Annotated in this window: 15 protein-coding genes; 2 read left to right on the top strand and 13 right to left on the bottom strand. The window is 61.0% G+C overall.

What is annotated here, in order from left to right; translation table 11 throughout:
* Positions 1 to 95 precede the first annotated feature (95 nt).
* From DWY05_RS06825 to DWY05_RS06800, 6 genes are all read right to left on the bottom strand, one after another.
* The gene (locus tag DWY05_RS06825; protein ID WP_117821160.1) at positions 96 to 1301 is read right to left on the bottom strand and encodes a DUF362 domain-containing protein; all 1206 of its coding nucleotides are present in this window, start codon (positions 1299 to 1301) and stop codon (positions 96 to 98) included.
* A 251-nt stretch (positions 1302 to 1552) separates the two neighbouring features.
* Positions 1553 to 4219, bottom strand: a complete 2667-nt coding sequence (locus tag DWY05_RS06820) for an ABC transporter permease (protein WP_117821161.1) — start codon at positions 4217 to 4219, stop codon at positions 1553 to 1555.
* Positions 4220 to 4227: 8 nt separating this feature from the next.
* Entirely contained in the window at positions 4228 to 4941 is a 714-nt protein-coding gene (locus DWY05_RS06815) for an ABC transporter ATP-binding protein (RefSeq protein ID WP_117821162.1), read from the bottom strand.
* Between the two features lie 253 nt (positions 4942 to 5194).
* Complete coding sequence (locus DWY05_RS06810; protein WP_117821163.1) at positions 5195 to 6400, bottom strand: ABC transporter permease; 1206 nt, start codon at positions 6398 to 6400, stop codon at positions 5195 to 5197.
* On the bottom strand, positions 6387 to 7574 hold the full coding sequence (locus DWY05_RS06805) for an ABC transporter permease (protein WP_117821164.1): 1188 nt from the start codon (positions 7572 to 7574) through the stop codon (positions 6387 to 6389). The genes DWY05_RS06810 and DWY05_RS06805 overlap by 14 nt, the downstream gene beginning before the upstream one ends.
* 9 nt (positions 7575 to 7583) lie before the next feature.
* Positions 7584 to 8522 (bottom strand): ABC transporter ATP-binding protein, encoded by a 939-nt coding sequence (locus DWY05_RS06800; protein WP_117821165.1) that lies wholly within the window; start codon positions 8520 to 8522, stop codon positions 7584 to 7586.
* A gap of 197 nt (positions 8523 to 8719) precedes the next feature.
* On the opposite strand from DWY05_RS06800, the gene DWY05_RS06795 reads away from it, so the two are divergent.
* Both DWY05_RS06795 and DWY05_RS06790 read left to right on the top strand, forming a co-directional pair.
* Positions 8720 to 9865, top strand: a complete 1146-nt coding sequence (locus DWY05_RS06795) for a sensor histidine kinase (protein WP_117821166.1) — start codon at positions 8720 to 8722, stop codon at positions 9863 to 9865.
* Positions 9862 to 10491 carry a response regulator transcription factor gene (locus DWY05_RS06790; protein ID WP_117821167.1) on the top strand — a complete coding sequence of 210 codons (630 nt, stop codon included), beginning with the start codon at positions 9862 to 9864 and terminating at the stop codon, positions 10489 to 10491. The genes DWY05_RS06795 and DWY05_RS06790 overlap by 4 nt, the downstream gene beginning before the upstream one ends.
* A 606-nt stretch (positions 10492 to 11097) precedes the next feature.
* Here the strand turns inward: DWY05_RS06790 and DWY05_RS06785 are convergent.
* The 7 genes from DWY05_RS06785 to DWY05_RS06750 form a co-directional block, all read right to left on the bottom strand.
* Positions 11098 to 17673 carry a Spy0128 family protein gene (locus DWY05_RS06785; RefSeq protein WP_117821168.1) on the bottom strand — a complete coding sequence of 2192 codons (6576 nt, stop codon included), beginning with the start codon at positions 17671 to 17673 and terminating at the stop codon, positions 11098 to 11100.
* A 705-nt stretch (positions 17674 to 18378) separates the two neighbouring features.
* Complete coding sequence (locus DWY05_RS06780; protein ID WP_117821169.1) at positions 18379 to 18720, bottom strand: 4Fe-4S dicluster domain-containing protein; 342 nt, start codon at positions 18718 to 18720, stop codon at positions 18379 to 18381.
* Positions 18721 to 18727: 7 nt separating this feature from the next.
* On the bottom strand, positions 18728 to 19816 hold the full coding sequence (locus tag DWY05_RS06775) for a nickel-dependent hydrogenase large subunit (RefSeq protein ID WP_117821170.1): 1089 nt from the start codon (positions 19814 to 19816) through the stop codon (positions 18728 to 18730).
* Between the two features lie 5 nt (positions 19817 to 19821).
* The gene (locus DWY05_RS10025; RefSeq protein ID WP_199409595.1) at positions 19822 to 20535 is read right to left on the bottom strand and encodes an NADH-quinone oxidoreductase subunit C; all 714 of its coding nucleotides are present in this window, start codon (positions 20533 to 20535) and stop codon (positions 19822 to 19824) included.
* Positions 20535 to 21137 (bottom strand): NADH-quinone oxidoreductase subunit B family protein, encoded by a 603-nt coding sequence (locus DWY05_RS06760; protein WP_117821171.1) that lies wholly within the window; start codon positions 21135 to 21137, stop codon positions 20535 to 20537. The genes DWY05_RS10025 and DWY05_RS06760 overlap by 1 nt, the downstream gene beginning before the upstream one ends.
* A 12-nt stretch (positions 21138 to 21149) precedes the next feature.
* Positions 21150 to 24032, bottom strand: a complete 2883-nt coding sequence (locus DWY05_RS06755) for a proton-conducting transporter membrane subunit (protein ID WP_117821172.1) — start codon at positions 24030 to 24032, stop codon at positions 21150 to 21152.
* Between the two features lie 180 nt (positions 24033 to 24212).
* The gene (locus DWY05_RS06750) at positions 24213 to 24608 is read right to left on the bottom strand and encodes a helix-turn-helix domain-containing protein (RefSeq protein ID WP_117821173.1); all 396 of its coding nucleotides are present in this window, start codon (positions 24606 to 24608) and stop codon (positions 24213 to 24215) included.
* Positions 24609 to 25051: the final 443 nt, after the last annotated feature.

Here is a 25051-nt window from a genome sequence, read left to right as displayed (position 1 = left end):
GCACTTCTGAAAAGCCGCCCGCAAGCGTTGTGCTCGTGGGCGGCTTTTGCTCAACTTACGCTACAAAGGCGCTTATTTTGTCCAATAGCTAGGCGCTACTTGACCTCGATGAGCTCATACTCGCTCGTGCCCAGGCCAATCTTCTCGGCGTGCGCGATGCACGCGCGCCAGTCGGTGTCGGGATGTGTGATGCAGAAGGGGTCCTTGGCCTGCTCGCCCTCCAGATGCTCGTGCTTATGCTCCATCTTGGCCGCGCTATCGGTGAGCTCGGTGTTGGGCAGCGGCTCGGATGCCATGACGGCATCGGCGCAGGCCTGGTCGATGGCGACCGGGTCGAAGCTCGCGAACATGCCGATATCGTTGACGATGGGCGTGTCGTTTTCGGGATGGCAATCGCAGTTGGGGCTGATGTCCATGGCGAGCGAGATGTGGAAGCTCGGGCGGCCGTCGACGACGGCCTTGGTGTACTCGGCGATCTTACAGTTGAGCACGTCGGCCGCGGCATCATAGCCGGGCTTGATGCAGTCCTGGTTGCATGCCGCAATGCAGCGGCCGCAGCCCACGCAGCGATCGTGGTCGATGGCAGCGACGTGGACCGTGCGGGTGTTGCCGTTGGCAAGCTCGCGCTCGCGGGTGTCGTTGAACGAGACAGCGTTGTGCGCGCAGATCTTTTCGCAGGCACGGCAGCCAACGCAGTGCTCGGTCGAGACGTTCGGCTTGCCGGCGGCATGCTGCTCCATCTTGCCGGCACGGCTGCCGCCTCCCATACCCAGGTTCTTCATGGCGCCGCCAAAACCGGCCTGCTCATGACCCTTAAAGTGGGTGAGGCTGATCACGATATCGGCATCCATAAGTGCCTGACCGATCTTGGCCTCGCGCACGTACTCGCCGCCCTCGACCGGGACAAGCGCCTCGTCGGTGCCCTTGAGGCCGTCGGCGATGATGATCTGGCAACCCGTGGCATACGGGGTAAAGCCGTTCTGGTAGGCGGTGTCGATGTGCTCGAGCGCGTTTTTGCGGCTACCGACATAGAGCGTGTTGCAGTCGGTGAGGAAGGGCTTGCCGCCCAGCCCCTTCACGACGTCTGCGACGGCGCGGGCGTAGTTGGGGCGCAAAAAGCTCAGATTGCCCAGCTCGCCAAAGTGAATCTTGATGGCGACAAACTTGTTCTCGAAGTCGATCTGCTCAATGCCGGCGCGGCGAATGAGGCGCTTGAGTTTGTCGAGCTGGCTCTCGCGAGCATGCGTGCGCAGGTTGGTGAAGTACACCTTTGCCGGTGCTGCGGGTGCGGTTGCGGTCATAGATCTATCCCCTCGGTCTATATGGCGTTACAGACATAGAGGATGGTACCCGTTGAAGTGGGGTTGAAGTCAAGCACGGCCACTCATTGGGGACACACTCATTGGGGACAGACTTAAATGACTGAAACTACTCATTTAAGTCTGTCCCCAATGAGTGCTGGCAGGGACAGTCCTTGCCAGTCCGGCCGGCGAGCCGGCGAATCGGCAAAGACTGTCCCCGATGACTAGTCGTTTAAGAACGTCCCCAATGACTACTCTTGCACCTTGAGGGCTTCGGCCAAGCTCACGCGCTTGATAGAGCGCGTGTGTAGCAGCGCCACGACCAGGTAGGTCGCAAAGCCGATGCCGACGCATGCAGCCATGGACCAAGCGGGCACGTAGATCTCGATATTGCCGTTGTAGGCGAGCAGCATCGAGCGGAAGATGGCCGTGAGCGAGCCAATAATGACCGGCAGGCTCAGCACGAGCGACGCCGCCACGCACAGCGTGATCGAGCGGATGTACAGATGCGAGATCTCGCTATCGCGATAGCCGAAGACTTTCATGTAGCTGATCGAACGGGCGCTGTGGTCGATCACAGCCTTGGTCAGCAGGTACATAAACAGCAGGAAGATAAACACCGCGAGCCCGATCATCATTCCGATCATTTTGCTCATCATGCCGATGAACTGGTCGCCCACGGCGCGCATGTCGTCGGGCGTGGTGTCGCCGGCAAAGTAACGAGCATCGAGGTCGAGCTTCTCGTCGCTCACATAGCCGTTAAAGTAGGCGGCATCGTTGTCGAACAGCTCGTTAAAATCGTCGATGCTCATATAGATATTCATGTCCGACTTAGAGCCCCAAACGCAGTCCTTGCCCGCGTATTCAAAGGAATAATTCTCGCCCTCATACTTGTCGTGGAGCGTGACCTTCTGGCCCTCGCTCCAGCCAAACTTGTCGAGCAGGCCGCCGCCAAAGACGACGCGCCCATCGCCGACGTTGAGGGCTTTCCAATAGCGCGAATCGGGCGAGATGCCGTAGACGGAAATCGTCTCCTGCCCATTTCCGTCGCCACGGTCGTACTGCAGCTGGTAAACGGCATATTTCTCTGCCTGCGCGATTGCGCCCGCGCCGTTGTCGGTCGTATTGACCGGGTGGATATCGTCGTTGTCAGTCTCGATCTTAGAGGCCTTGTCAATCAGGCCGATGGCCTCATCGCGGTCGCAGCCGAGGGCATCGGCAAGATCGTCAAGGCGCGCGTAGAGCGCATCCTTCTTGTCCTGGACCTTGGCAAGCGCATCCTGCGCTGCGGTCAGGCTCTCGGCAGACGGAGATGCGGTCGCGGCATCGGCTGCCGTCTGCGCCGCATCGGCCGCGCCGTCAAGCTCGTCATCGGCATCCTGGGCGGCAGAAAGCAGCGCGCCGTCAACCGACTGCAAGCGCTCGAGTGCCGACCACTGCTCGCGCTCCTCGGTAGTGCCCTCGAGCTCCAGCGGCGCCTTGAGTGTGTACTGATGCTCGGCGACCAGGCTCGTCTCCAGGTTGTCCGCATAGTGCGTCATCGTGGGCAGGATCGCCAGGCCAAAGAGCAAAAGCAGCGACCCAAACGCGATGCCCACGAAGAGCGTGGCGAAGTTGCCCAGGTTGCGCAGGAAGACGCGCAGGCGGAAGCGGGAGACAAAGCCCATGCGTTCCGGCAGCTGCAGACCGCGCTTGGTGCCCGATTTGCCGCTCGCCTCGTGACGAAGGAACTGCAGCGGCGTCTTGCCCATTTTGCGGAGCAGACCCACCAGCGTGATGAGGATGAGCGCGGCGGCGGGGACCACAGCGCACTTCACAAAGATTTCCCAGCTCCAGTACACCTGGAAGGGCGGCAGGCTGTACGAGCCGTAGTAGAGACCGCGCATGGGCTCGGTAAAGAACGTAACGCCGAGCGCGGTGCCCAAAAGTGCCGCGAGCACGCCCACGATGGCGGGAAGTGCCAGGTAGTGCAGCACGATCTCGCGACGGCGATAGCCGCTGGCGAGCAGCGTGCCGATGATGGCGCTCTCCTCCTCGATGGTGGCGTCAGTGAGCACCACAAAGACAAACGCCATGATCACGATGATGATGTCGAGCAACGTCATCCACATCATGGAGTCGCCGTCCACATCGTCGCGTGCATAGCCAATGCCCTGATTGGAATCGGCGTCGACAAGATCGTCCACGCGCGCATCGGCATCGGCCAGCGCCTCGACCATGTCCTGTTCGGCATCGATGCGATCTGCAGTGGAGAGATCGCGATCGGCAAAGGTGAAGGAGTAGGTGTAGGCAGGCGCGCCGCCGGCATCCTCGAGCGCGGCAAAGCCGGCATCGGTGACCTCGGCCACGCCGTACGTGATGGTGTTCACCGTAAAGTCCGAATTGTTGAGGAACAGCGCCTGGCTATCGGGCTGGGTCATGATGCCGCAGATGGTGTAGGTGCGGCCCTCAAGCTCGACCTTATCGCCCACGGCGAGGTCGTTATTGGTGGCAAAGACGCGGTCGATAGCCACCTCATCGCCCGTCTTGGGCTCCTTGCCCTCACAGTAGGACGCGATATCGACCTTGGTGCGGTGCGCATAGGTGCGTAGCGTGCGCTTGGTGCCGTCGTCGCCGGACGCCTTTTTGATGATGGCGTCGATAGAGAAGTTCTTGTAGAGCGTAACGCCGCCGACGTCCTCAGCCACGTCTTCGGCAGCCTTGAGCTGCTCGTCGGTGGCCTCGAAGGAGGTAGTCACGCGGCCGTCCTCAATCGTGTAGTCGTCGCGCATGTCATCGATGAGGCAGCCGATGGAATGCGCCGCGAGCAAAAAGCCCGACGTGAGGGCGATGCTTCCGCACATAAGCAAAAAGATACCCAGGTACTTGCCGATATTGCGGCGCAGCTCACGCGGGAGGCGTTTTGCGAGAGGTGTCATGGCGCCGCCTACCAATCGAGCTCGGCGGCCGCGACGGGCGACTCGTTGAGTTCATCCTCGACGATGCGCCCGTCGCGCAGGCGCAGCACGCGATTGGCCATGCGCGCGATGGCGGCATTGTGGGTGACGATGATGATGGTGCAGCCGTAGGTGCGGTTGACATCCTCCATGAGCTGCAAGATTTCCTTGGACGTCTTGTAGTCAAGCGCGCCCGTGGGCTCGTCGCACAGCAGCAGGCCCGGGTTTTTGACGAGCGCACGGCCGATGGCGCAGCGCTGCTGTTGGCCGCCCGAGACCTGGCGCGGGAACTTGTTGCGGTGCTCGTAGAGACCCAGCGAACGCAGCAGGTCGTCGACATTGAGCGGGTTTTTGGACAGGTGCGCCGTGACCTCGATGTTCTCCTTGATGGTGAGATCGGGCACCAGGTTGTAGAACTGGAAGACAAAGCCCAGCTCGCGGCGTCGGTATTTGCCCAGATCGGTAGGCTTGAGCACGGTGAGGTCGCAGCCGTCCACCATGATGGAGCCGCCGTCGGCATCCTCCAGGCCGCCGATCAGGTTGAGGAATGTCGATTTGCCCGAGCCGGAGGGCCCCAGCATGACGCAGATCTCGCCGCGGTTGATGGACGTGTCGATGCCATCGAGTACCGTCAGGCGCGCATCACCGTCGCCGTAGTGTTTCTTGAGCCCTTTGACCTGGACATAGGTTTGCTTTGTCGCCATGCTATCCCCCGTTGTTAGCCTTCTGCTACTTTTCTAGGCTAATAGTAAACCCAGGTGAACTATTTTTAAGCGACGTGCGCGAACTATTTTCCAACCTACTCATTGGGGACAGACTTAAATGAGTGAAATCGCTCATTTAAGTCTGTCCCCAATGAGTATCCCCAATGAGTAGTCCCCAAGTGCCGACATATTGGGACAGTCCCTGCCAGCCCTGCCGGCGAATCGGCAAAGACTGTCCCCAATGACTAGGCGGCTAGGCGTGGGATTTGTTGTGGGCGAGGGCTAGGCCTACGGCGGCGATGGCGGCGGCGAAGAGCACCGTGACGCCCAGGTCACAGACGATGTCGCCCAGCGCGGCAGACGTCAGGTCAGAGGCAAGCGCCTTGCCGATCGCGTCGTTCACCCAATACGTCGGCACAAAGTGCGCCACCGTCTGCACGGCCGAACCCATCAGCGACAGCGGCATCCAGGCGCCGCCCAAAAACGTCATGAGCATGCCGAGCAGGTTGCCCACACCGTTGAGCAGCTCCTCGCGCGCGCCCAGACTCGACAGCGTAAAGCCAACGGCCAGCGGCGTGCACGCCAGGGCAAACGTTGCCGCCAGCGCCAGGCACACGCGACCCACGCCGACCTCGGCAACCGCGCTGGCAAAGCCCACGACGCCCATCATGCTCGACACGAGCCAGATGCAGACGGTGAGCACGGCGGCGGCCGCGAACACAGCGAGCGAACGCTGACGCTCAGAGACCGGGCTGGCATCCATGCGGCGCACGCGCTCGGGCTCGTTCATGCCCGAGAACACCAACCCCACCGACACGATGACCGACGAGATAATCGCGTACGCGCCAAAGTTGAAGTACGACTCGAGCGTGGCGGCGGCAGTCGAGTCGACCTTGACCTGCTCGATCTGGACCTCCGCGCGCTTTGCGGCGGCATGCTCGGCGGCTTTGGCGACATCGCCGTTAGAGGCGGCAGGCTCTAGGGCCGCCGCAGCGCCCGCGAGCGAGATCCAGCGCGAGGCCTCAGCAGACGAGAGCGCCGCCGCCATGGTACCGGAGCCGTACGTCACATCGAGCTTGGGCAGGTCTTCCCCCGCACGGGCGGCTGCAACAAGATCGTCCTCAAACCCCTCCAGGATAAAGAACACGCAATCGGCGCTGCCCTTGGCGCTGTTGCTCTTGGCGAGCGCATCCGCAAGGTCGTACGTGTCGTCACCAACGCCCGTGACCAGGTCAAAGCGTGAGCTCAGATGCTTGGTAAGCGCCCGCGAAAGGTCGCTATTGTCGCGGTCGACCACAATCACGTTGGTGTCGTAGGGCTTGTACTCGGTAAGCTGCGACGAGTTCCAGCTCACCGAGGCCGCGATGAATACGCCCATGAGCGAGATGAACACCGTATAGATGAGCAGGTAGAACGGGTGCGCCAGCGCCATACGAAGCGCGGTCTTAAAGGTGCTCATAGCGGCTCCTTCCAAAGATCAGCGTAGCGGCGGCGACAAACACCAGGGCCATCAGGACGAGCGCGCCGGCGCGGACGGCGAAGGGCCCCAGGTCCTCAAAGAAATACAGGCGATTGAACATGTCGCAGATGAGCTTGACGGGGTTGAGCCAGCACTCGGCCGGGCAGGCGCGGGCGACGTCGTCGGCAAGCGCCATCGCCGGCTCGCCGTAGAGGCCGGCGAACAGGGCGCACGTGGTGGCAAAGCCCGTGAGGATGCCCGACTTGGACGCCTTGCCACCCTTAACGGGAAGCGTGCCCACAAAGAGTCCCAGGCCCGTGGCGGCAAGCGCGGACACGGCGCCGCCCACCAGACACAGCCCCTCGCGCCCGCCAAAGTCGACGCCAACGACTAGGCGCACGTAGCCAATCGCAACCGCCATCGAGGCAAAGGAAACCAGCCACGAGCCGACAAAGATGCCGGCTAGCGACGCCGTCTTGGAAAGGCCACCCACGCAGCGGCGCGCGCCAAGGCCCGACAGATTGGGCTGCAGGTCGACGACGCTCAAAGCGGCAAACTCGGCAGACATCATCGCGACCAGACCAAAGAGCGCGTAGTAGTAAATGGTCGTGCCGTCGGGCGTGGTGCGCGTCAGGCTCACGCGACGGGTTCCACCCTCGAGCGACAGGGCGCGCGCAACCGTCTCCGGATCGGCGAGCGCCGCCGGGTTGTCCTGGGCAATCTGGGACATGAGCTCGGCATTTTGTGTATACGAGCTTGCCACCGTCTCAAGGATGCTGCGGTCGGTGAGCACCGACGAAGCACGCGAGCCGTCATAGCTCGAGAGCAGCGTGAGCTTGGGCGTGCCCGCAGCGTCGACCGTATAGATGCCCGCGACCTCGCCGGACTTGAGCGCACGGTTCGCATCGGCTGCGTCGTCGTACTCGTGAATCTCGAGCAGTTGATCGTCGCCCTCCTTGGCAAGCGAGGTCGCCACGTCCTTAAAGGACGAAGCGCCCCAGGCTTCGTCAGCGACAACGGCCACCGGCACCGGGTCGACCTTGCCGTCAGAGCTCAGGTTCGCAAACATAAACATGAACATCGTGGAAAGCGCGACGGGAAAGACCGCGCCCCAAACCCACGTGCTCGGCCGGCGCAGCAGCGTCTTGACCGTAATGATAATGGTGTTGAACATGGCCGCCCCCTAGTCGCGCAGCTCGCGGCCGGTGATCTCGAGGAACACGTCGTTGAGGGTCGGCGGCTCGCTCCACACGCGGCCGAGCGCAACGTCGGCGGCGCGCAGCGTGTCGAGGATGTCGACCAAATTGTGCGGGCTCGCTTCGCAGGTGCAGATGAGCTCGCCGCCGGAAAGCTCAACCGAAAGCACATGCTCAAGGGCGCGCAGCCGCTCGACTGTGGCGGGCTCGACGGCGCCGACCTCGACAGTCACGCGCTCGCCCATCTGAATCATGCGCTTGAGCTCGTCGTTGGTGCCCTGCGCCAGCACGCGCCCGCCATCCATGATCATGATGCGGCTGCAGATCTGCTCGACTTCCTCCATGTAATGGCTGGTATACACCACCGTGGCGCCCTCGTCGCGCAGGCGGCAGATGCCCTCCAGGATGGCGTTGCGGCTCTGCGGGTCGACCGCCACCGTGGGCTCGTCAAAAAAGATGAGCTCGGGCTTGTGCGCGATGCCGCAGGCAATGTTGAGGCGGCGCGCCAGTCCGCCCGAAAGCTTGCCGGGACGAAACTTGGTAAAGTCGCCCAGCCCGACAAAGTCGATCGCCTCGTCCACCAGCGCGCGGCGGCGCTTGCGGTCGTTAACGTAGAGGCTGCAGAAATAGTCGATGTTCTCGCGCACCGTGAGCTCGTCAAACACCGCCACCTGCTGCGGCACCACGCCGATGCGGCGCTTGAGGTCGTAGCGGGCGGGCGTCATGGGCTCGCCGAACAACTCGATGGTGCCTTTGTCGTAGGCAAGCAGCTGCAGAATGCAGTTGATGGACGTGGTCTTGCCCGAGCCGTTGGGGCCCAGCAGGCCAAAGATCTCGCCGGGGGCGATGCTCAGGTTAAAGTGGTCGAGCGCAATAAGATCGTCATAGCGCTTGACGAGGTTTTCGACGTGGACAATGTCTGTCATGAGGCGGCCCTTCTGTTGGTCGTGGCCCGGTACGATTGCATCATCGCAGGAGCGGGCGGCGCGCACCAGTGAGCTTTGTCACGAGTGCGAGGCTTGGCCGCGTGGCCTGCCGACGCCCCCGATTTGCCGCGCGGGAGGAATGTCACAGTTGCGCAGGCGGCCCCTCCACCACGCGCGGCTTCGCGTACAATACCCGTATGAACAGGCTTTTCGACAAATCGATCGTGCTGGCGTGCTGTATTGCGGCCGCCATGGGTCTTGCTGTGGACGCTCGCCTAGTCGCGGCGTTTTGCCTTGGCGTTATTGCCACCTCGCTGGCCGAGGTGGCACAGGGGAAACGCACCCGGCGCGCGAGCGAGACCGCGAGCTGCGCTTACATCATCGCGGCCGTCGTCGTGCCGCCGTTTGTGCCGTTTGCGCCTCTCGCTCTCTATGACATCGCGCGACGCGTTCGCCGCGAGCACGCCTGGGTCGCGCTGGGCATTGGCTCCGTGTTTGCCTGCGCACTTGCCACGGACCTTCGCTGCGGCGCGCTCACCACCCGAACGCTGTTGCTAACCGCCATCCTTTCGGTCGCCGCCACGTTGCTGTCACTGCGCACCGCGCAGCTGGAGCGCGAACAGGAACGCATGCGTCGCACCCGCGACAAGCTGCAAGAACGCGCCCTGGCACTCGAGGCACGCAATCGCGACCTCGCCGACCGCCAGGACTACGAAGTCGAGCTCGCGACGCTCGCCGAACGCGCCCGCATCGCGCGCGAGATCCACGATAACGTGGGCCACCAGCTCACGCGCGCTTCGCTTCAAACCGAAGCTCTGCGCGTGGTCCATGCCAACGAGCCCGGCGTTGCCGCCGATTTCGCCGACGTCAAATACACCGTTGACGAGGCGCTCCAGCTCGTGCGCGCCAGCGTCCACGCGCTCAACGACAATGCGACCAACCTCTCCGTGCAGCTCGAACGCATCGTTGAAGGCGCGCGCTCGGACGGCGGTCCGCAGATTGAGCTTGAGGTTTTGGCCGAGCATGCGCCCGCCAACGTCGCCAACTGCTTTGCGGCGGTCCTGCGCGAGGCGCTCTCCAACGCCATGCGCCACGCCCATGCCAAAACCATTACCGTGCGGTGCATGGAGCATCCGTCGTTTTACCAGCTCATCGTTACCGATGATGGCGCAGACGCGACCCCGGCGAGCAGCAGCAACGTCGCAGAAGGCATGGGGCTCGTCTCCATGCGCGAGCGCGTCGAGGCGCTTGGCGGAACCTTCACCGCCGGCCTGCGCGCCGGCGCCCCCGGCTGGCGCGTGTTTGCCACCGTCCCCAAACAGCAAGGAGATGACGCCCGATGAGGCTCATCGTTGTCGACGACGACCGCTTGGTAGTCGATTCGCTCAAGATTATCCTGGGCGCCCAACCGCAGATCGAAGTGGTGGGCACCGGAGCCGACGGCAACGACGCGGTGGCACTCTACGCCGAACTCGCGCCCGATATCGCGCTGCTCGACATTCAGATGCCAGGGCGCGACGGCCTTTCGGCGGCGCGCGAGATCCTTGAGCGTGATCCTGCAGCACGCGTGGTGTTTCTGACGACGTTTTCGGATGACGAGTACATTGTGTCGGCACTCAAACTGGGCGCCCGCGGCTACCTGATCAAGACCGATGTCGCCGCTATTCCGCCGGCGTTGGCGCAGGTCATGGAAGGTAAACGTGTGCTCGAGGGCAAGGCGATCGAGGACATCGATTTTGACGGGGCGGACGTCGAGGCGGGCACGCCCCGCCGGCCCGCAGCCTTTGCCGGCCTGACCGACCGCGAGTTCGAAGTCGCCGAGCTCATCGCCCGCGGCCTCGACAACAAGGAGATCGCTGCCACCGCCTATATGGGCGAAGGCACCGTGCGCAACCACATCAGCTCGATCCTAGCCAAAATGGGCCTGCGCAACCGCACGCAGATCGCCATCGCCTACCTGCGGGGGTAGTTGCCCGACGACCAACCGCTCCGGCATAGCAAAATGGCTGCCACCGATTTAATGCCATTTCAAAACTATGCCGGCTTACGGAGCTAAACTCAGGACCCCCATCCATACCCGCGTTTTCTGCAAAATGACAGCTCGTCTACCTGCGGTTTTATTTTCACGAATATCGGCGTGGTTGGGGATTCGGAATCCGGCCCCGTAAACCGGCATAGTTTTGTTCGAGCAACCCTGCACGAGTGCCTCCGCAAGCCTCGCGGGGCCAAAATGATCCGTTTTCCTCCGTCCCCGAGGGATCATTTGGCGGCGCCAACCACGAAATCGGCCCATCTACTACGTTTGACTCGATACCCCTGACCATGCCATCGTTTTGAACAAAAACGCAGGCGTTCTACCTGCGGTTTTGTTTTCGCGTTTTTGGGCATGGTTGGGGGTAAGGGGATAAACGTAGTAGATGGGCCGATTTCGTGGCGGCCCTTCCTCCCCTACGCACAAAAGTGCCGCCACGGAGAAGGGAGACGTCTCCGTGGCGGCTGGGGGTGGGGGTGGGGCTATGTTCTGGCTCCCCGCCGGTCGCCCGGGGCCTTTTGGCCCCGGGCGCTGCCAGCGTGCCTAGCGCTTACGGATACCCCAGACCAGGGCTCCGACGCCGGCCATGGCAATAACAAATGCCATGAGCAGTGCAGCGGCCTGCTGGTCACCCGTGGTGGGCAGGAAACCCTTGACCGTCTTGACGATGTTCGTCACGGTCTTGGGCGTGCCGGGGTCGGGCGTCGGCGTAGGGGTCTCGGGCTTCTTGTACGTGTTATTGAACACGATGCCCTCGACGCTCTTGTCGCCCTTGGCAAAGGCGACGCTCGCCTTGAGGTTGCCCTCGCCGTCGTCGACCACGTTGACGGTCGCGGTAAAGACGGACTTGTCATAGGTCATACCGGCCTCGTCGCCCTTGACCTCGCTGATGGTGTAGACGTACGTACCAGGCTCGTCGTACTCGAACTTGTCGAAGTTGATCTTGCCGTCGGCATCGTTGGTGACGGTGGACTCGATGTCCTCGCCAACGAGCTTAAAGCTAAACTCGTCCTTCTTGAGCTCGCGTCCCTCGAGCACCTTGATGGCGCCGATGAAGACCTGCGTGGGCATGGCGTGATACTTGTTGGTAAAGCCAGCCGACTCGGTGGTTCCCTCGAGCTTGTGCGTCGCGGTCAGCGTGCCGTCACCATTGTCGGAGACGGTGGTCACGACGGTGTAGGTCGTACCGTCATAGGTGACGCCCTTGTACAGGCCGAGCGCGTTGGGGCAAGCCTCGCGCAGCGTGTACGTGTGCGTGCCGGGCGCCTCGTAGCGGATCGGGCTCAGCGTAACGTTGCCGCTGGCGTCGTTGGTGCCACTAGCGACAGTCACGCCGTCCTCGAGCAGATCAAAGGTGAACTCGCCAGCTGCAAGGTCGCGTCCGGTCAGACGCTTGACCGTCTTGACCTGATCGGTCACGGAAGAATCGGTAGGTGCCACGCCGTACGTGTTGGTGAACGTAAAGGCCGCACCGTCGCCGCCGTCGCGCTTGACGATCAGGTGTCCGGCGCCGTCGTCAGTCACGGTGTAGGAAACCTTGCGCGTGGCGTTGGTGTCGTTGGTCACGCCAGGAGCGCTACCGGACTCGGCCACCGTATAGGTAAAGGTGTGCGAGCGCGGAGCAGCGGGGGCCTCGGGCTTGGACTCGTCGCTAGGCTCGTCGGCGTTGGCATTAACGTCGGCGTCGGCCTCTTCAGCCTCCGCCTCGTCGGCCTCGTCTGCCTCGGCCTTATCGCCCGCATCGTCCGTCACGCCCAGGGCGCGGTTGAGGTCCTCGAGCGTAAAGTGGATCTTGCCAAAGTCCACGTTGCCGGCCGCGTCGTTGGTTGCGGTCGTGCGCTCGGGCATCGGGGCACCCACCTCATCGGCGGCCACGGTAAAGGTGAACTTACCCGTGATGTCGGCCGGGGTCAGACCCTCGGCAGCCTGGAGCTTCTTGGTGCCAACAAGCGCGGCGTCAACGGCATCGGCGCCGTAGACGTTCTCGAACAAGGGCTCGATGCCACCGTAGTCGACCGTTGCCGTCAGGGTACCGTCACCGTTGTCGACGACGATAACCTTAAAGCCAAAGCTCCACGTTGTAGCGGAAACGCCATTCGGCAGCCCGAATAAATCTTCGTAGGCCGTGTAGTTAATGGTCCAGGCAAGCTTACCGTCCTTGTCGGTACGATGGGCAAGCCCAGCCGCCTCAAGATTGGCAAGCATCTCGGTGTCGTAGTGCAGCGCATCAAAGCTCACATGCCCGCCGATATTGGGCTTGAGGTTTTCGTAGCCCACAAGCTCGCCCTGATAGGCAATGCCGAACCAGAACTCGCCGTCGGCCATCGGACGACCGGTCAGGGTCTTGGTGGCGACAACCTGAGCAGCGGTACCACCAGGCGTATTGGTCGTAGCGCTGTAGCTGTTGTGGAACGGGACCAGGGCGCTCTCGACCGCAGCCGCGCCGGTCTTGTACTCGGTCACCAGCGTGCCCTCGGGACCGCCGGAGACGGTCGTCGTGGCGGTGAGCGTACCGGCGGTGTCGTCGGCGATGGCGATCGTCACGGTGCGGACAGCGTCGTCGTAGGTGTAACCCGGCTGGCCGTCGTTCTTCTCGGCCACGGTGTACGTAAAGGTCTTGCCGGCATCAGCCTGCGTAAATTTGACCTCATGGCCCGCCAGGATGTCAATCTGGCCGACCGTTCCCTCTATCGTTGCGGGGGACTCATAGTTGTTGGCCCCGGGCAGCAGGCCAAGTGCGCTAGCCGAATCATCGTCGGCGGGCGTCACGGTAAAGGTGAACTGACCCTCGGTCATGGGGCGTCCGCGGAGGGTCTTGCTGAGCTTGAGGCCGCCGGCCGCGGCGTAATCGAGCTCAGTGCGGTACGTGTTGGTAAAGCGTCCGTTTTCCTTCTTGGTGACGTTGGCGGTCAGGGTGCCATCGCTGTCCTCGGTCACGGTCACTTCGGCGGTTGCGACATGCGCGTCATACGTCATGCCGACCGTGCTGCCCACGTTCTCGCGAATCTCGTACTTATAGGTTCCGGCGGCAGCGTAGTGAATCTTGCCGAACTTGATGGCGGCGATGCCGCCCTTCGCGTCCTTCTTGCTCACGGTTACGGTTGCGGGATCAGGCAGCGGGGTGCCCTCGGGAGCGGTGATGGTAAAGCTAAACTCGTCCCCATCCGTCCAGTCGCGGCCGTCAATGGCCTTGCTCAGGCCAAAGTCGAGCTCGGTCTCGAGCGGGGTCACGCTGTAGGTGTTCTCGAAGGTCGCAGCCTCGGCGTCGTCCTTCAGAGCATGTGTGGCGCTGAGCGTACCATCGCCGTTGTCCGTGATGGTGGTCTCGATAGTGTACTTGGTGTCACTGTAGGTGATGCCCTTGCTGATGGTTCCGCCGTTGACCTCGCGCAGTGTGTAGGTGTGCGTTCCGGCCTTGTCGTACTTCACGGCGCTCATCGTGATCTTGCCGTCGGCGGCGTTCTTGCCGGTGGCGACGACCTTGGCGTCCTTGCCCTCGCCCTCGACGAGCTCGAAGGAGAACTCGCCCTCAGTCATGTCGCGCCCGGTCAGAACCTTGGTCGCGGCGATCTTGTCGGTGACGCTAAATTCGCCGGGGTTCGGCTTGTAGGAATTCTTGAACTCAGCAGTCGTGGCATCCTTCAGCTCGTGCTTCGCCTCGAGCTTGCCCTTGCCGTTATCGGTGATCGTGGTCACGACGGTATAGGTCTTGTCGTCGTAGGTGATGCCGTTGCCTTCGGCACCCTTAACCTCGCGCAGGATATAGGTATGCTCGCCAGGCTTATCGTAGGTGATTTTGTCCATGACGATCTTGCCGTCGGCATCGTTCTTGCCGGTGACGACGACATCGTTACCCTCGACGAGCTCGAAGGAGAACTCGCCGTCCTTGAGGCCGCGCCCGGTCAGGACCTTGGTCGCGGTGATCTGGTCGGTGACACTGGAGCTCACGGGAGTCACGTTGTAGGCGTTCTCGAACGCTGCGGGCTCGTCGCCCTGCAGCTTGTGCTCAACCGCAAGCTTGCCATTGCCATCGTCGGTGACGGTAGTCACGATGGTGTACTCAGCGGTGCTGTAGGTAATACCGTTGTCGGCGTCGCCCTTGACCTCACGCAGCACGTAGGTGTGCGTTCCGGCCTTGTCGTACTTCACGGTGCTCATCTTGATGTTGCCGTCGGCATCGTTGGTGCCGGTGGCGACGACCTTGGCGCCCTCGCCCTCGACGAGCTCGAAGGAGAACTCGCCGTCCTTGAGATCGCGGCCGGTCAGGGACTTGGTCGCGGTGATCTGGTCGGTGACGCTGGACTCGTTCGGGGCAGTGTTGTACTTGTTCTCAAAGCGTGCCGGCTTGGTGCCCTCGAGCGCATGGGTCACCTTAAGCGTGCCGTCGCCGTTGTCGATGACGCTCGTCTTGATGGTGTAGTTCGTCTTATCGTACGTAATCCCGTTGCTCAGCCCCGCCTCGTTGGGGAGCTTCTCGCGCAGCGTGTAGGTGTGGGTGCCGGGCTTGTCGTAAGTGATCTTGTCCATGGCAATCGTGCCGTCGGCAGCGTTAGTACCCTTGGCGACGACCTTGTCACCCTCGACGAGCTCGAAGGAGAACTCGCCGTCCTTGAGCCCGCGCCCGGTCAGGACCTTGGTCGCGGTGATCTGGTCCTCGACAGGCTTCACGCTATAGGTGTTCTTGAACTCGGTCTCGCCCGAGATCTTTTCAACGTCGGCCTTAAGCTCGCCTTTGGCGTTAACCGTCACAGTCACCTTGAACGTGGCAACGTTCTTGCTGTAGGTAATGCCACCGGCGTCGCCCTTGACCTCGCGGACCTCATAGGTGTACTCGCCCGGCTCGGCATAAGTAATCTTGCCAAAGTTAATGGCTGCCTTGCCCTTGTCGAGATCGGCATTGGTCACAGTTACGGTCGCGGGGTCGGGCATCGGGGCATTGTTGTCGGACGTCGCGGAGAGCTCAAACTCAAACGCATCCGTATCCGCCCACTTGCGGCCCTCGAGCACCTTGGTCAGACCAAAGCTCGTCTTGGTATCCACCGTCGCCGGCGTCACGTTAAAGCTGATCTTGCCGTTGTTGCCCAAGTAGGAATTGACATGCGTAGCACCCGCCTTGGCGGACACGTTGTTCCACATGGGGTTGAGAACGTCGGTCGCGGTACTGGTCTTGTTGCCGCCCACGCTGTCCTTGGTAGTGTGGAGCTCGTCGATAAAGGCCAGGCGCGCGGTTCCCACGCTAAACGAAAGGTTATCGTCCTTGTCGCGAACTATGGCGCCGTCAAACTTCGCAGCGTCGCCGCCGATAAACTCGATGACGGCAGTGGCGGACTTGGCCTCGTTGTTCTCGCCCTGCTCCTCAAACTCATCCTTGTAGTAATAGGTGCCTTTTTCTGCCAGTGAAATCTTTGCAGGCTGTGTGCATTCCTTATCGGTGTAAATTGGAGTCTGCTTCTGGAAGTAGTAGTAGCGGTTGGTATCGGCCGGCTCAAAGTTCGCAACCGTATCACCCAACGCACCGGTCTTCCACTTGTTTGCGTAGAAGCTCACGGTCTTGCTGCCATCGTCGGCAACGGTCGCATTCTTTTCGATGTAAGCCTTGAGCCCCGTGACCTTCTCAGGCGTAAATAGGTTGTCGAGCGCAACACTCTTCACGCTCGAAGCATACTTCACCTGGATGGGCTTAACGCTGTCGACCGAAAGCTTGCCGTCTACGGTCTTAAAGTGGCTCAGCGGAATCAACGATGCAGGAATGTTAACCGTTACGATATCACCCTTCTGGAGATTATCATCGCCGGCACGCTGCACGGTGATGAGCAGGTCTTTTGCCTTGTCGGTGAACTCGTAGGTGTCGGTATTGGTCTCTTTGTTGATCGCCTTGCTCACCTTGGTAAACGACGTGCCGTTGATGACGACTTCGGTAAAACCGTCAACCTGCATAAAGTCGCCCAGCTCATCGGTAAACGTGATGTAGCCGGACTTGGTCTCGTCGTAACCCTTATGGATTTCGGTCGGATAAGGCGGCTCCGATGTGATGGCCCGAGAGATGTCGTCGAAGACTTTCTTGAGCTCTTCGGCATTGGTCGCCGACTTGTAGTAGTCGGAATTTTCCGCGCGCGTACCGTGAGCATCCCATGCCGTGGCATTGGGGTAGTTGCTCGAAACGGCCTGCATGAACTTGTTCGCTTTGTTCGCTTCGTCTGTTCCTACATCTTGAATGCCGGCGCCAGGGTTCGCCCCGCTAAAGATTCCAACGGTATAAACGGTGGCCTTGCTGTCCTTCATGTTCTTGGCAGCCGTCACAGCATCGTTAGCAACCGTAGAATCAAACTTGTCACGTTTCGTTGGCGTGCCGTCGGTAAAGAACACAACAATCTTCTTGGCGCCCGCGCGACCAGAAGTGATGCCCTCTGCCAGCTGCAGGCCATTGTCGGCGCGCGTTGCACCAGCGGGTGTAATCTGGGCAATCCTATGCTTAAGAGCTTTCACGTTGCCGCCGGAGCAATCGGTCAGGTCTTTCATAACCTGTGTGTAATTGTAGGTGTATCCTCCGTCACGATACGTCTCGTTGCCGATATTGTTGGACGTCTTGCCCGCAAACTTAACGATAGCAACCTTATGCTGCCTATCCACGCCCTCGATACCCTCGTTTTGTTTGGCAATGGCGTCGATGAAGCTGCTGGCAGCGCTCTCCAGCGCATCGATGCGCCTGGTGGGATCTCCACTGCCCATCTCATCATCCATCGAGCCAGAGGCATCCAGCACCATCACGATGTCGAGCGGCGTGGTAACCGTCACGGTTGAATTAGACGTCGAGGACATGGCCGAAAGTGTAGTCAGAAAATCCGACTCTTCGTTTTCCTCGGCTGCCTTGACCGTCTTGTCGGTCCAGATTCGGCCGACGTGTTGGGTCGTTACTTTATTGCCGCTATGGCCGGCTGCCCAGATTTCCCAGCGACCGCTGGTATCGGGATCGACGACGACCTTTCCGCTCATTGTCGGTCCGTCCATTCCGGTGCTGGACCTGGCGTTGGCCTCGGGCAGCATGGCAAATGCTGCAGCCGGCAACACCAGCACTACGGCCAGTATCACCGCCAAGAGACCCCTCGTGTACTTACTCATCGCGTCTCCCTTCTCGCGGTCTCAGACCTTGCAACAGCCTAAAGTTACGAAATGAGACACAATTAGGGCAGGTGACACATGTTCCAGATTCTGTTTTGGGCGTGAGACAAATGTCTCACCAAAGTTGAGACGCGGCGTTTTCGCAGGAAAACGGGTACGACCGAAGATGGACGGGCCAAAATGGCCCAATTTCCTCCAGCCAGAGGGGGTTGATTAATAACCCCCGCCACGAAACCGGCCCATCTACTACGTTTAGCCCGATACCCCTGACCATAACCGCGTTTCATAAAAAACCGCAGGTGTTCTACCTGCGGTTTTGTTTTTGCGTTTTTCGCTATGGTTGGGGGTTGCCACTCAAAAGTAGTAGATGGGCCGGTTTCGTGGCGGCGGGGTCACGTGGCGGCCCTCGCAGGGCCAAAATGATCCGTTTTCCTCCGTCCCCGAGGGATCAGAGGCTGTTACGGATATGGTGTCATTTCAAAACTATGCCGGTTTACTACGATAAAAATGAGATCCCCGACCACGCGTGACTTTTTTGCAAAACTGTAAGCCGTCTACCTGCGGTTTTGATTTTGCCAAATGCGGCGTGGTTGGGGGCAGGCGATTTATCGTAGTAATCCGGCATAGTTTTGTTCGCGGCGGCTCCACCGCTCGTTTAAGCGCGGGGCCGGTGGGGCATTTGCCCCATCGGCCCCTATCCCAGCTCTATTCCGGTTTGGTTTCTACTGTGGGAGTCTTGTCCGCTGCGACTGGAGTGCGGGCGGTGTCCATAGTCAGGCAGCGCTTGGGGCAGCTCTCGATACACTCGCCGCACACCACGCAGGCATACGGGTCAATCGACCACGTTCCACCCTTGCGATCGACCGCGAGCGCACCCGCCGGGCAGCGACGCGCGCACATGCCGCAGCAAATGCACGCGTCCATGTCGTTAACGATGTGCCCACGCAGGCGCTCGGGTGCCGCGAGCTTCTCCTGCGGATAGCACACCGTGACCGGCTGCTTGACCATAGAGCCCAAGGCCGTCTTGGCAAATGTCAGCAAACTCATGCCGTGCCTACCTTTCTGTGCAGCTAATGCAGGGGTCGATGGTCAGGATAATCATGGGCACGTTGGCAAGGAGCACGCCCTGCAGCGCATGTGTCAGACCCGCCAGGTTCTGCGACGTCGGCGTGCGCACGCGAAAACGGTCCAGATTCTTGGTGCCGTTGCCGCGCACATAGTAATACGCCTCGCCACGCGGCTGCTCAATCACAACCTCGCCACGCGCGCCGTCGGCCGGCGTAAGCTTGGTGCGCCCGCCGATCCCGTCGTGCGGAATCTTGCCCACAAGCTCCTTAATGATGTCCATGGCCTGCGTGACCTCGGCGCAACGCACCTGGCAGCGGGCATAGCAGTCGCCATAGGTAGCGACAACCGGCTCAAACGCAGCCAGGTCCGCATAGGCACCGTCGCCAAACATGCGCACGTCGTAGTCCACGCCCGAGGCGCGCCCAAACGGACCGACCATCGAAAGCTCCTGCGCGTCCTTCTTGCTGATCACGCCCACGCCATGCAGGCGCTCACCGCAGCTGTCGTCGTCCAAAAACGTATGCACCAGGGCCTCGTAATCGGAACGCATGGCATCGAGTGTCTGGACAATGCCCGCCAGCTCGGAGTCCTCGATATCGTGCTTAAGGCCACCGATCTCGTTAATCGACAGAATCACGCGCCCGCCGCACGTGCTCTCAAAGATCTTGAGAATCTGCTCGCGCAGGGTCCACGACCGATAGAACAGTGCCTCAAAGCCAAAGGCATCGGCGAGCAGGCCCAGCCACAGCAAATGCGAGTGAATACGCGAGAGCTCGTGCAGAATGGTGCGGATATACTGCACACGGCCGGGTACCTCGATGTCGAGCATGCGCTCGCAGGCGCTGGCATAGCCGCAGCTGTGACCCACGGCGCAAATGCCGCAGATGCGCTCGGCGATGTAGCCAAACTGATGCATGTCGCGCTTTTCGGTGAGCTTCTCGAGTCCGCGGTGCACAAAGCCGATCTGCGGAATTGCCTCGATGACGCGGTCGTCCTCGATCACCAGGTCTAGATGAAGCGGCTCGGGCAGCACCGGGTGCTGCGGGCCAAACGGAATAACGGAGCGATGTGCCATGGACCTTACGCCTCCTCTTTCTGCTTGTCGCGGGCGGCCTTGGCGGCAAGCGCCGCGCGGACCTTGGCCGCTTTCTCGGGATCCATGGTGGCGAGCTTTGCCTCCATCTCGGCGGCCTTGGGCGCGGCCTTCGCAGCAGCCTCATCGTGCTGAGTATCGGAGCCGGCAGCCGCAGCGGGCTGAGCAGCGGCGCCCGCGGCATCGCCGGCGCCCGCAACGCCCTCCCCTGCAGCAGCCGCAGCGGCGGCCTTTTCGGCCGCGGCCTTGCGCGCCTTGGCCTCGGCAGCGGCACGGACCTTCATGGCTTTCTCGCGCGCGGCCTTCACCTCGGGCGTGATAACGCTCATGGGCTCGGCAGTCGAAACCTGGTAGAAAAAGCCCTTAAAGTCAATCTGCATGTCAGTGATGGCAAGACCAAACAGGTCGTGCGCTTCGTTTTCAAACGGGAACACTGCCGGATAGTACGAGCTGATGGACGGAATCTCCTGGTACTGGTCGATGCCCTCGACTACCAGGTTCTCAATCGCATAGCTGCCGTCCCGTGCGATCTGCTCCTGGGCAGCACGAACGTTGATGAACGCATAGACCAGGCGATACGATCCGTCGTCCACACAGCGCTCGGCATGCATCTGCACAAAGCGCGCGCCGGCACCCTTGAGCGCCTGCACATGCGGCAACAGTTCATCGATCCCGACGGTGGTGTAGATAGCCTTTTGCATTACTCGGCCTCCTTTGCAGCGGCGGGCGCGGCGGACTTCCCAGCGGACAAATCGGCCTCGACGTCGTCACCGGCACCATCAGTCCCGGCCCCCGCAGCCACAAACCCGTCCTCGCCCAGCTCAACGCCACCGTCCCAGGTAGCGGCACCGCCCACGGTAAGCGGGTCGCCGCCGGCGCGCATCACGGCCTCCTTCTGGTCCAGGATGCCGCACGCCTCCACGATGGCATCGATCACCGTCTCGGGGCGAATGGCGCACCCGGGCGCGTACACGTCCACGGGAATCGCGCGGTCCACGCCGCCGATCACGTTATAGGCATCGCGGAACACGCCGCCCGAACACGCGCAGATGCCGCACGCCACCACGCACTTGGGCTCGAGCATCTGGTTGTAGATCTGGCGCACGACAGGCAGGTTCTGGGCATTGACCGACCCCGTCACCAAAAAGATATCCGCATGCTTGGGGTTGCCGGTGTTGACCACGCCAAAGCGCTCCGCATCGAACAGCGGCGTGAGCGAGGCCAGCACCTCGATATCGCATCCGTTGCAGCTCGAGCCGTCGTAATGAATAACCCACGGCGAGCGCGACATTTTATGATCCATGGATGCCGCCTCCTAAATAAACACGTCGACGAGGATGGGCATAAGGTTGAGCAGGCCAAACACCAGCGCCACGCCCCATCCGAGCCTAAAGCAGCTGCGCCAGGTGCTGCGTGCGAAGGTGTTGTCGATCAGAACCTCGACAAAATACGTCGCAGCCATCACGACCAGGGCGACCACCCAGCTCACCGAGTTGTCCCAGACAAAGAACATGCCCACCCACATCAAAAACAGCACGGTCTCGCACCAGTGCATAAGGGTCATCTTGGCCAGCGTGCCGCCGCTCATCTCGGTGGCGACGCCCTGGACAATCTCCTGATGCGCGTGATGCGAGTACGAAAGATCGAACGGCGACTTGCGCAGCTTGATGGTAAGCACCGCAAGCAGCGCCAAGAAAATGGGCGCGCTGTACACGATGATGGGCGCCGACTGTCCGGTCACGGCGATGGAATCAAAGCTATCGGTGGCAAGGTACAGGCCCACGCTCATCAGCAGAACGGCGGGCTCGTAGCTCATGACCTGCAGCAACTCGCGGTCGGCACCGACCTGGGCAAACGGGCTTTGCGTCGAGGCGGACGCCAGCACCACAAAGATCGCGGCGAGCGTAACCATAAAAGCGCACAGCAGCGTGTTGGAGCCCGACACAAAGATGCCGCCGCCCACGACGGTAAAGATGAGCGCGCACGCCATATAGGTATCGTCCATGGTGTTTACGCTGGCAGGGGCCTTGCGCAGCAGCTTGGCAACGTCGTAGAAGGGCTGCAGCAGGCGCGGGCCCACGCGGCCCTGCATGCGAGCCGAGAGTTTGCGGTCGATGCCGTCGATCAAGCCGCCCGCAAGCGGCGCCAGCAAGGCAAACGCCACGGTGCCAATAAAGATGCCCACGACGCCCGAACCTTCGAAATACTTGCCGCGCAGCACCGAGGGCGCGCTCATGGCAAGCCGCTCGGGCCCAATCCATGCGCAACACAGCAGCGCAAACAAGATAATGCTGCAGCATACGACGCTACCCGCGGGGCCAATACGCTTCTCGCCAAGGACGTCCTCCGAGTACCAATTGCGCTTTTCGGCCTTCACCTCGCGTCCCATCGAGCCGCGGAAATGGCGGTAATTGTCGGTTCCCACGCCCGAAAGATATACGTTTACGTGCGGTTTGTTGCTCACGCGGAATGAAGTCAGCAGCACCACGGCGATAAATGCCACGATAACCACCATCAGATACATGGAGTCCTTGCCGATAACATACGGCACGCGGCCAAACACCATGGCCAAGTAAGGCGACACCAGACCGCTCGAGATGAGCGGGAACGCCACGCAGCACAGAATCAGCAGCGCGGCGATGGTGTTGAGGGCCATCCATTCGGTCTTATGGACATTGACCTCAACGTTTTGAGCCGTGGGGTCGACGCCCGAAAGCTTGGCAAGCCACTTGCCCCAGAAGTAAAACGTCGCGGCCGAGCCAAAGGCAAGCACCATGATCATGAGCACGTTGCCGGTCTGCGCAAACGCCACCAGGGCGCCCCACTTGGACACGAGCATGCCAAACGGCGCCACAAACATGCCCATAATGCCCAGCATCATCAGACGCGTCAGGTGCGGCATGCGGCTGAACATGCCGTCCATGTCCTCGATATTGCGGCTGCCGATATGATGCTCGGCCGTGCCCACGCACAGGAACAGCAGCGACTTGGCCACCGTGTGGAACAAGATCAGGAAGATGGCCGCCCATACGGCCTCGGGCGCGCCGACACCCAAGCAGGCACTGATGAGGCCCAAGTTGGAAATGGTGGAGTACGCGAGCACGCGTTTGGCGTTGCTCTGCGAGATGGCCATGAGTGCAGCGAGCAAAAACGTGATGGCACCCACACTCGTGACCATAAAGCCGGTCACGGGGTAGATGGCATAGAGTGGGCTCAGCTTGACCATCAGGAACACGCCGGCTTTGACCATGGTTGACGAGTGCAGCAGGGCGCTCGTGGGAGTGGGTGCAACCATGGCACCCAACAGCCAAGTGTGGAACGGCATCTGTGCGGCCTTGGTGAGCGCGGCGAGCGACAACAGGATGACCGGCATCACCAGCAGCGCGGACTGCGCGGTTCCGGTGCCGGAAAGCTCGATCATGCCCGAGATGGTCAGCGGCATGCCGTTAACGTGCAGATACATAAGTCCGGCCAAAAACGCGATGCCGCCCAGCATGTTGAGGATGATTTGGGTAAAGGCGTTCTTGATGGCCTCGGGCGTACGCGTGTAGCCAATCATAAGGAACGAACACACGGTGGTGATTTCCCAGCCGCAGAACAGCCACTCAAGGTTGTCGCTCGTCACGATGACGAACATGGCCGAGAGGAACAGGAACATGAGCGCCAGGAACTGCGGGCGACGGTCGGGCGCGGTCTGCCCGCGCAGCGCGGCCTCGTGCTCGTCATGGGCCTGGAAGTCCTTCATGTAGCCCAGGGCATACAAGCAGATTAGACTGCCAACGATGCCGACGGCGAGGACCATGATCACGCTCATGTAGTCCAGGTAGAGTGGCGTTGCCGTGACGGCTTCGGCCGCGGGCAGCGTCATGGCTGCAAAGGCGAGCGAGCCCACCAGCTGGACTATGCCGAGCACCGTGGTGAGCGCGTTCCTATATTTGTACGCGTTGTACAGGATGACAGCGCACAGGATGACGTCGATAACGGAACTGATGATCGAGAGCACATGCGAGGTGCCGGGGGCAACCTCAAAGCTCTGCGGACCCGTGCCAAAAAACATGACGGCGACTACAACTGTCACCGCCATAATAATGCCGGAGCCTATGAGCCCCGCCGCATCGCGGGCGCGGTCACCGCGCGCGAGCAGCATGCCCAGCGCCGGTACCAGCGGAAACAGGGTAAGGAAATACAGTAGCGTCATACCATCACTCCCCCATGCTAAAACGCTGCAATTGTTTAACGTTATAGCTCAATTGAGGAGTAGCGGCGGCGGGTTTTCGGTCAACTGGGGAGTTTTAGGCGTACGGGGTAAGGGCACGCCCGCATTGGAGCAGAGGGGCGGCAAGAAAAATGCGCCCCTGTGGGTGCACCATCCCGTTTGCTATTCCGCCTTTTTAACGCGCGGCTTGCGACCGCGCGGCTTATCGACCAGTGCGGACTCACCGCTCTCGCGGTACTGACGGCACCAAGCCTTGACCGAAGACTCGCTAGGAATCTTGTGCTTGATCATGGCCACGCGAACCGTTAAGCCGTTTTCCAAGCGGTCCTTGACCACGGCGAGCTTAACTTCGTACGAATAGGTGTGATGATGCGAACCGGCGTTGAGAACGGCGTCGGCACCGCCCACGGCATATGCGCGGGCCCACTGACGAGCCGTGGCCTGGGGAATGCCGAGCTCCGCGGCGAGGGCGCGATGACCGACCCCCTCTTGGAGGACCTCGACGGCGCGCTGCCTAACCTCGGGCGCATGCGTGCGAGTCCTTGTTGCTTCCGACATACCTGCCACTTCTTAGCCTTAACCGTTAATCTGCTTTCTTACGTGCATGTTAGATAGTAGCATTTTGCTGTTTGCGCGTAACAGTTAATTGAAAATCGCACGGCGGCATCTGGGCATTTGCCATTAATTTGCAACAGTTCTTTAGGTTTTATTTACGCAGCTAGTTAGCTCGCGGCTCATTGACGGTGTTTTACCAACCAGATTGGTATCTTTTTGTTTGGCTGGTATGGTTTGTGTAATTATTAACCCCTCTTCAGCCCGCACCTACATGTCAACTTTCCACTTACTTTCCAGCTTTCCACCTAGCTTTCCAGCTTTCCACTTAACTTACCACCTAAGGTGGAAAGCTGGAAAGCTAGGTGGGAAGCTGGGGCAGCAGCAGGCCAGGAGAATCAGAACCACCCTTAAAAAGGGTGGTTTGCTCTTAGGGTATAACCCACGGG

It is taken from the genome of Collinsella sp. AF23-4AC, from assembly GCF_003462685.1.
In the GTDB taxonomy this organism is placed as follows: domain Bacteria; phylum Actinomycetota; class Coriobacteriia; order Coriobacteriales; family Coriobacteriaceae; genus Collinsella.
Note: the sequence above shows the minus strand (reverse complement) of the source record. Positions and strands in the feature narration are given on the sequence as shown.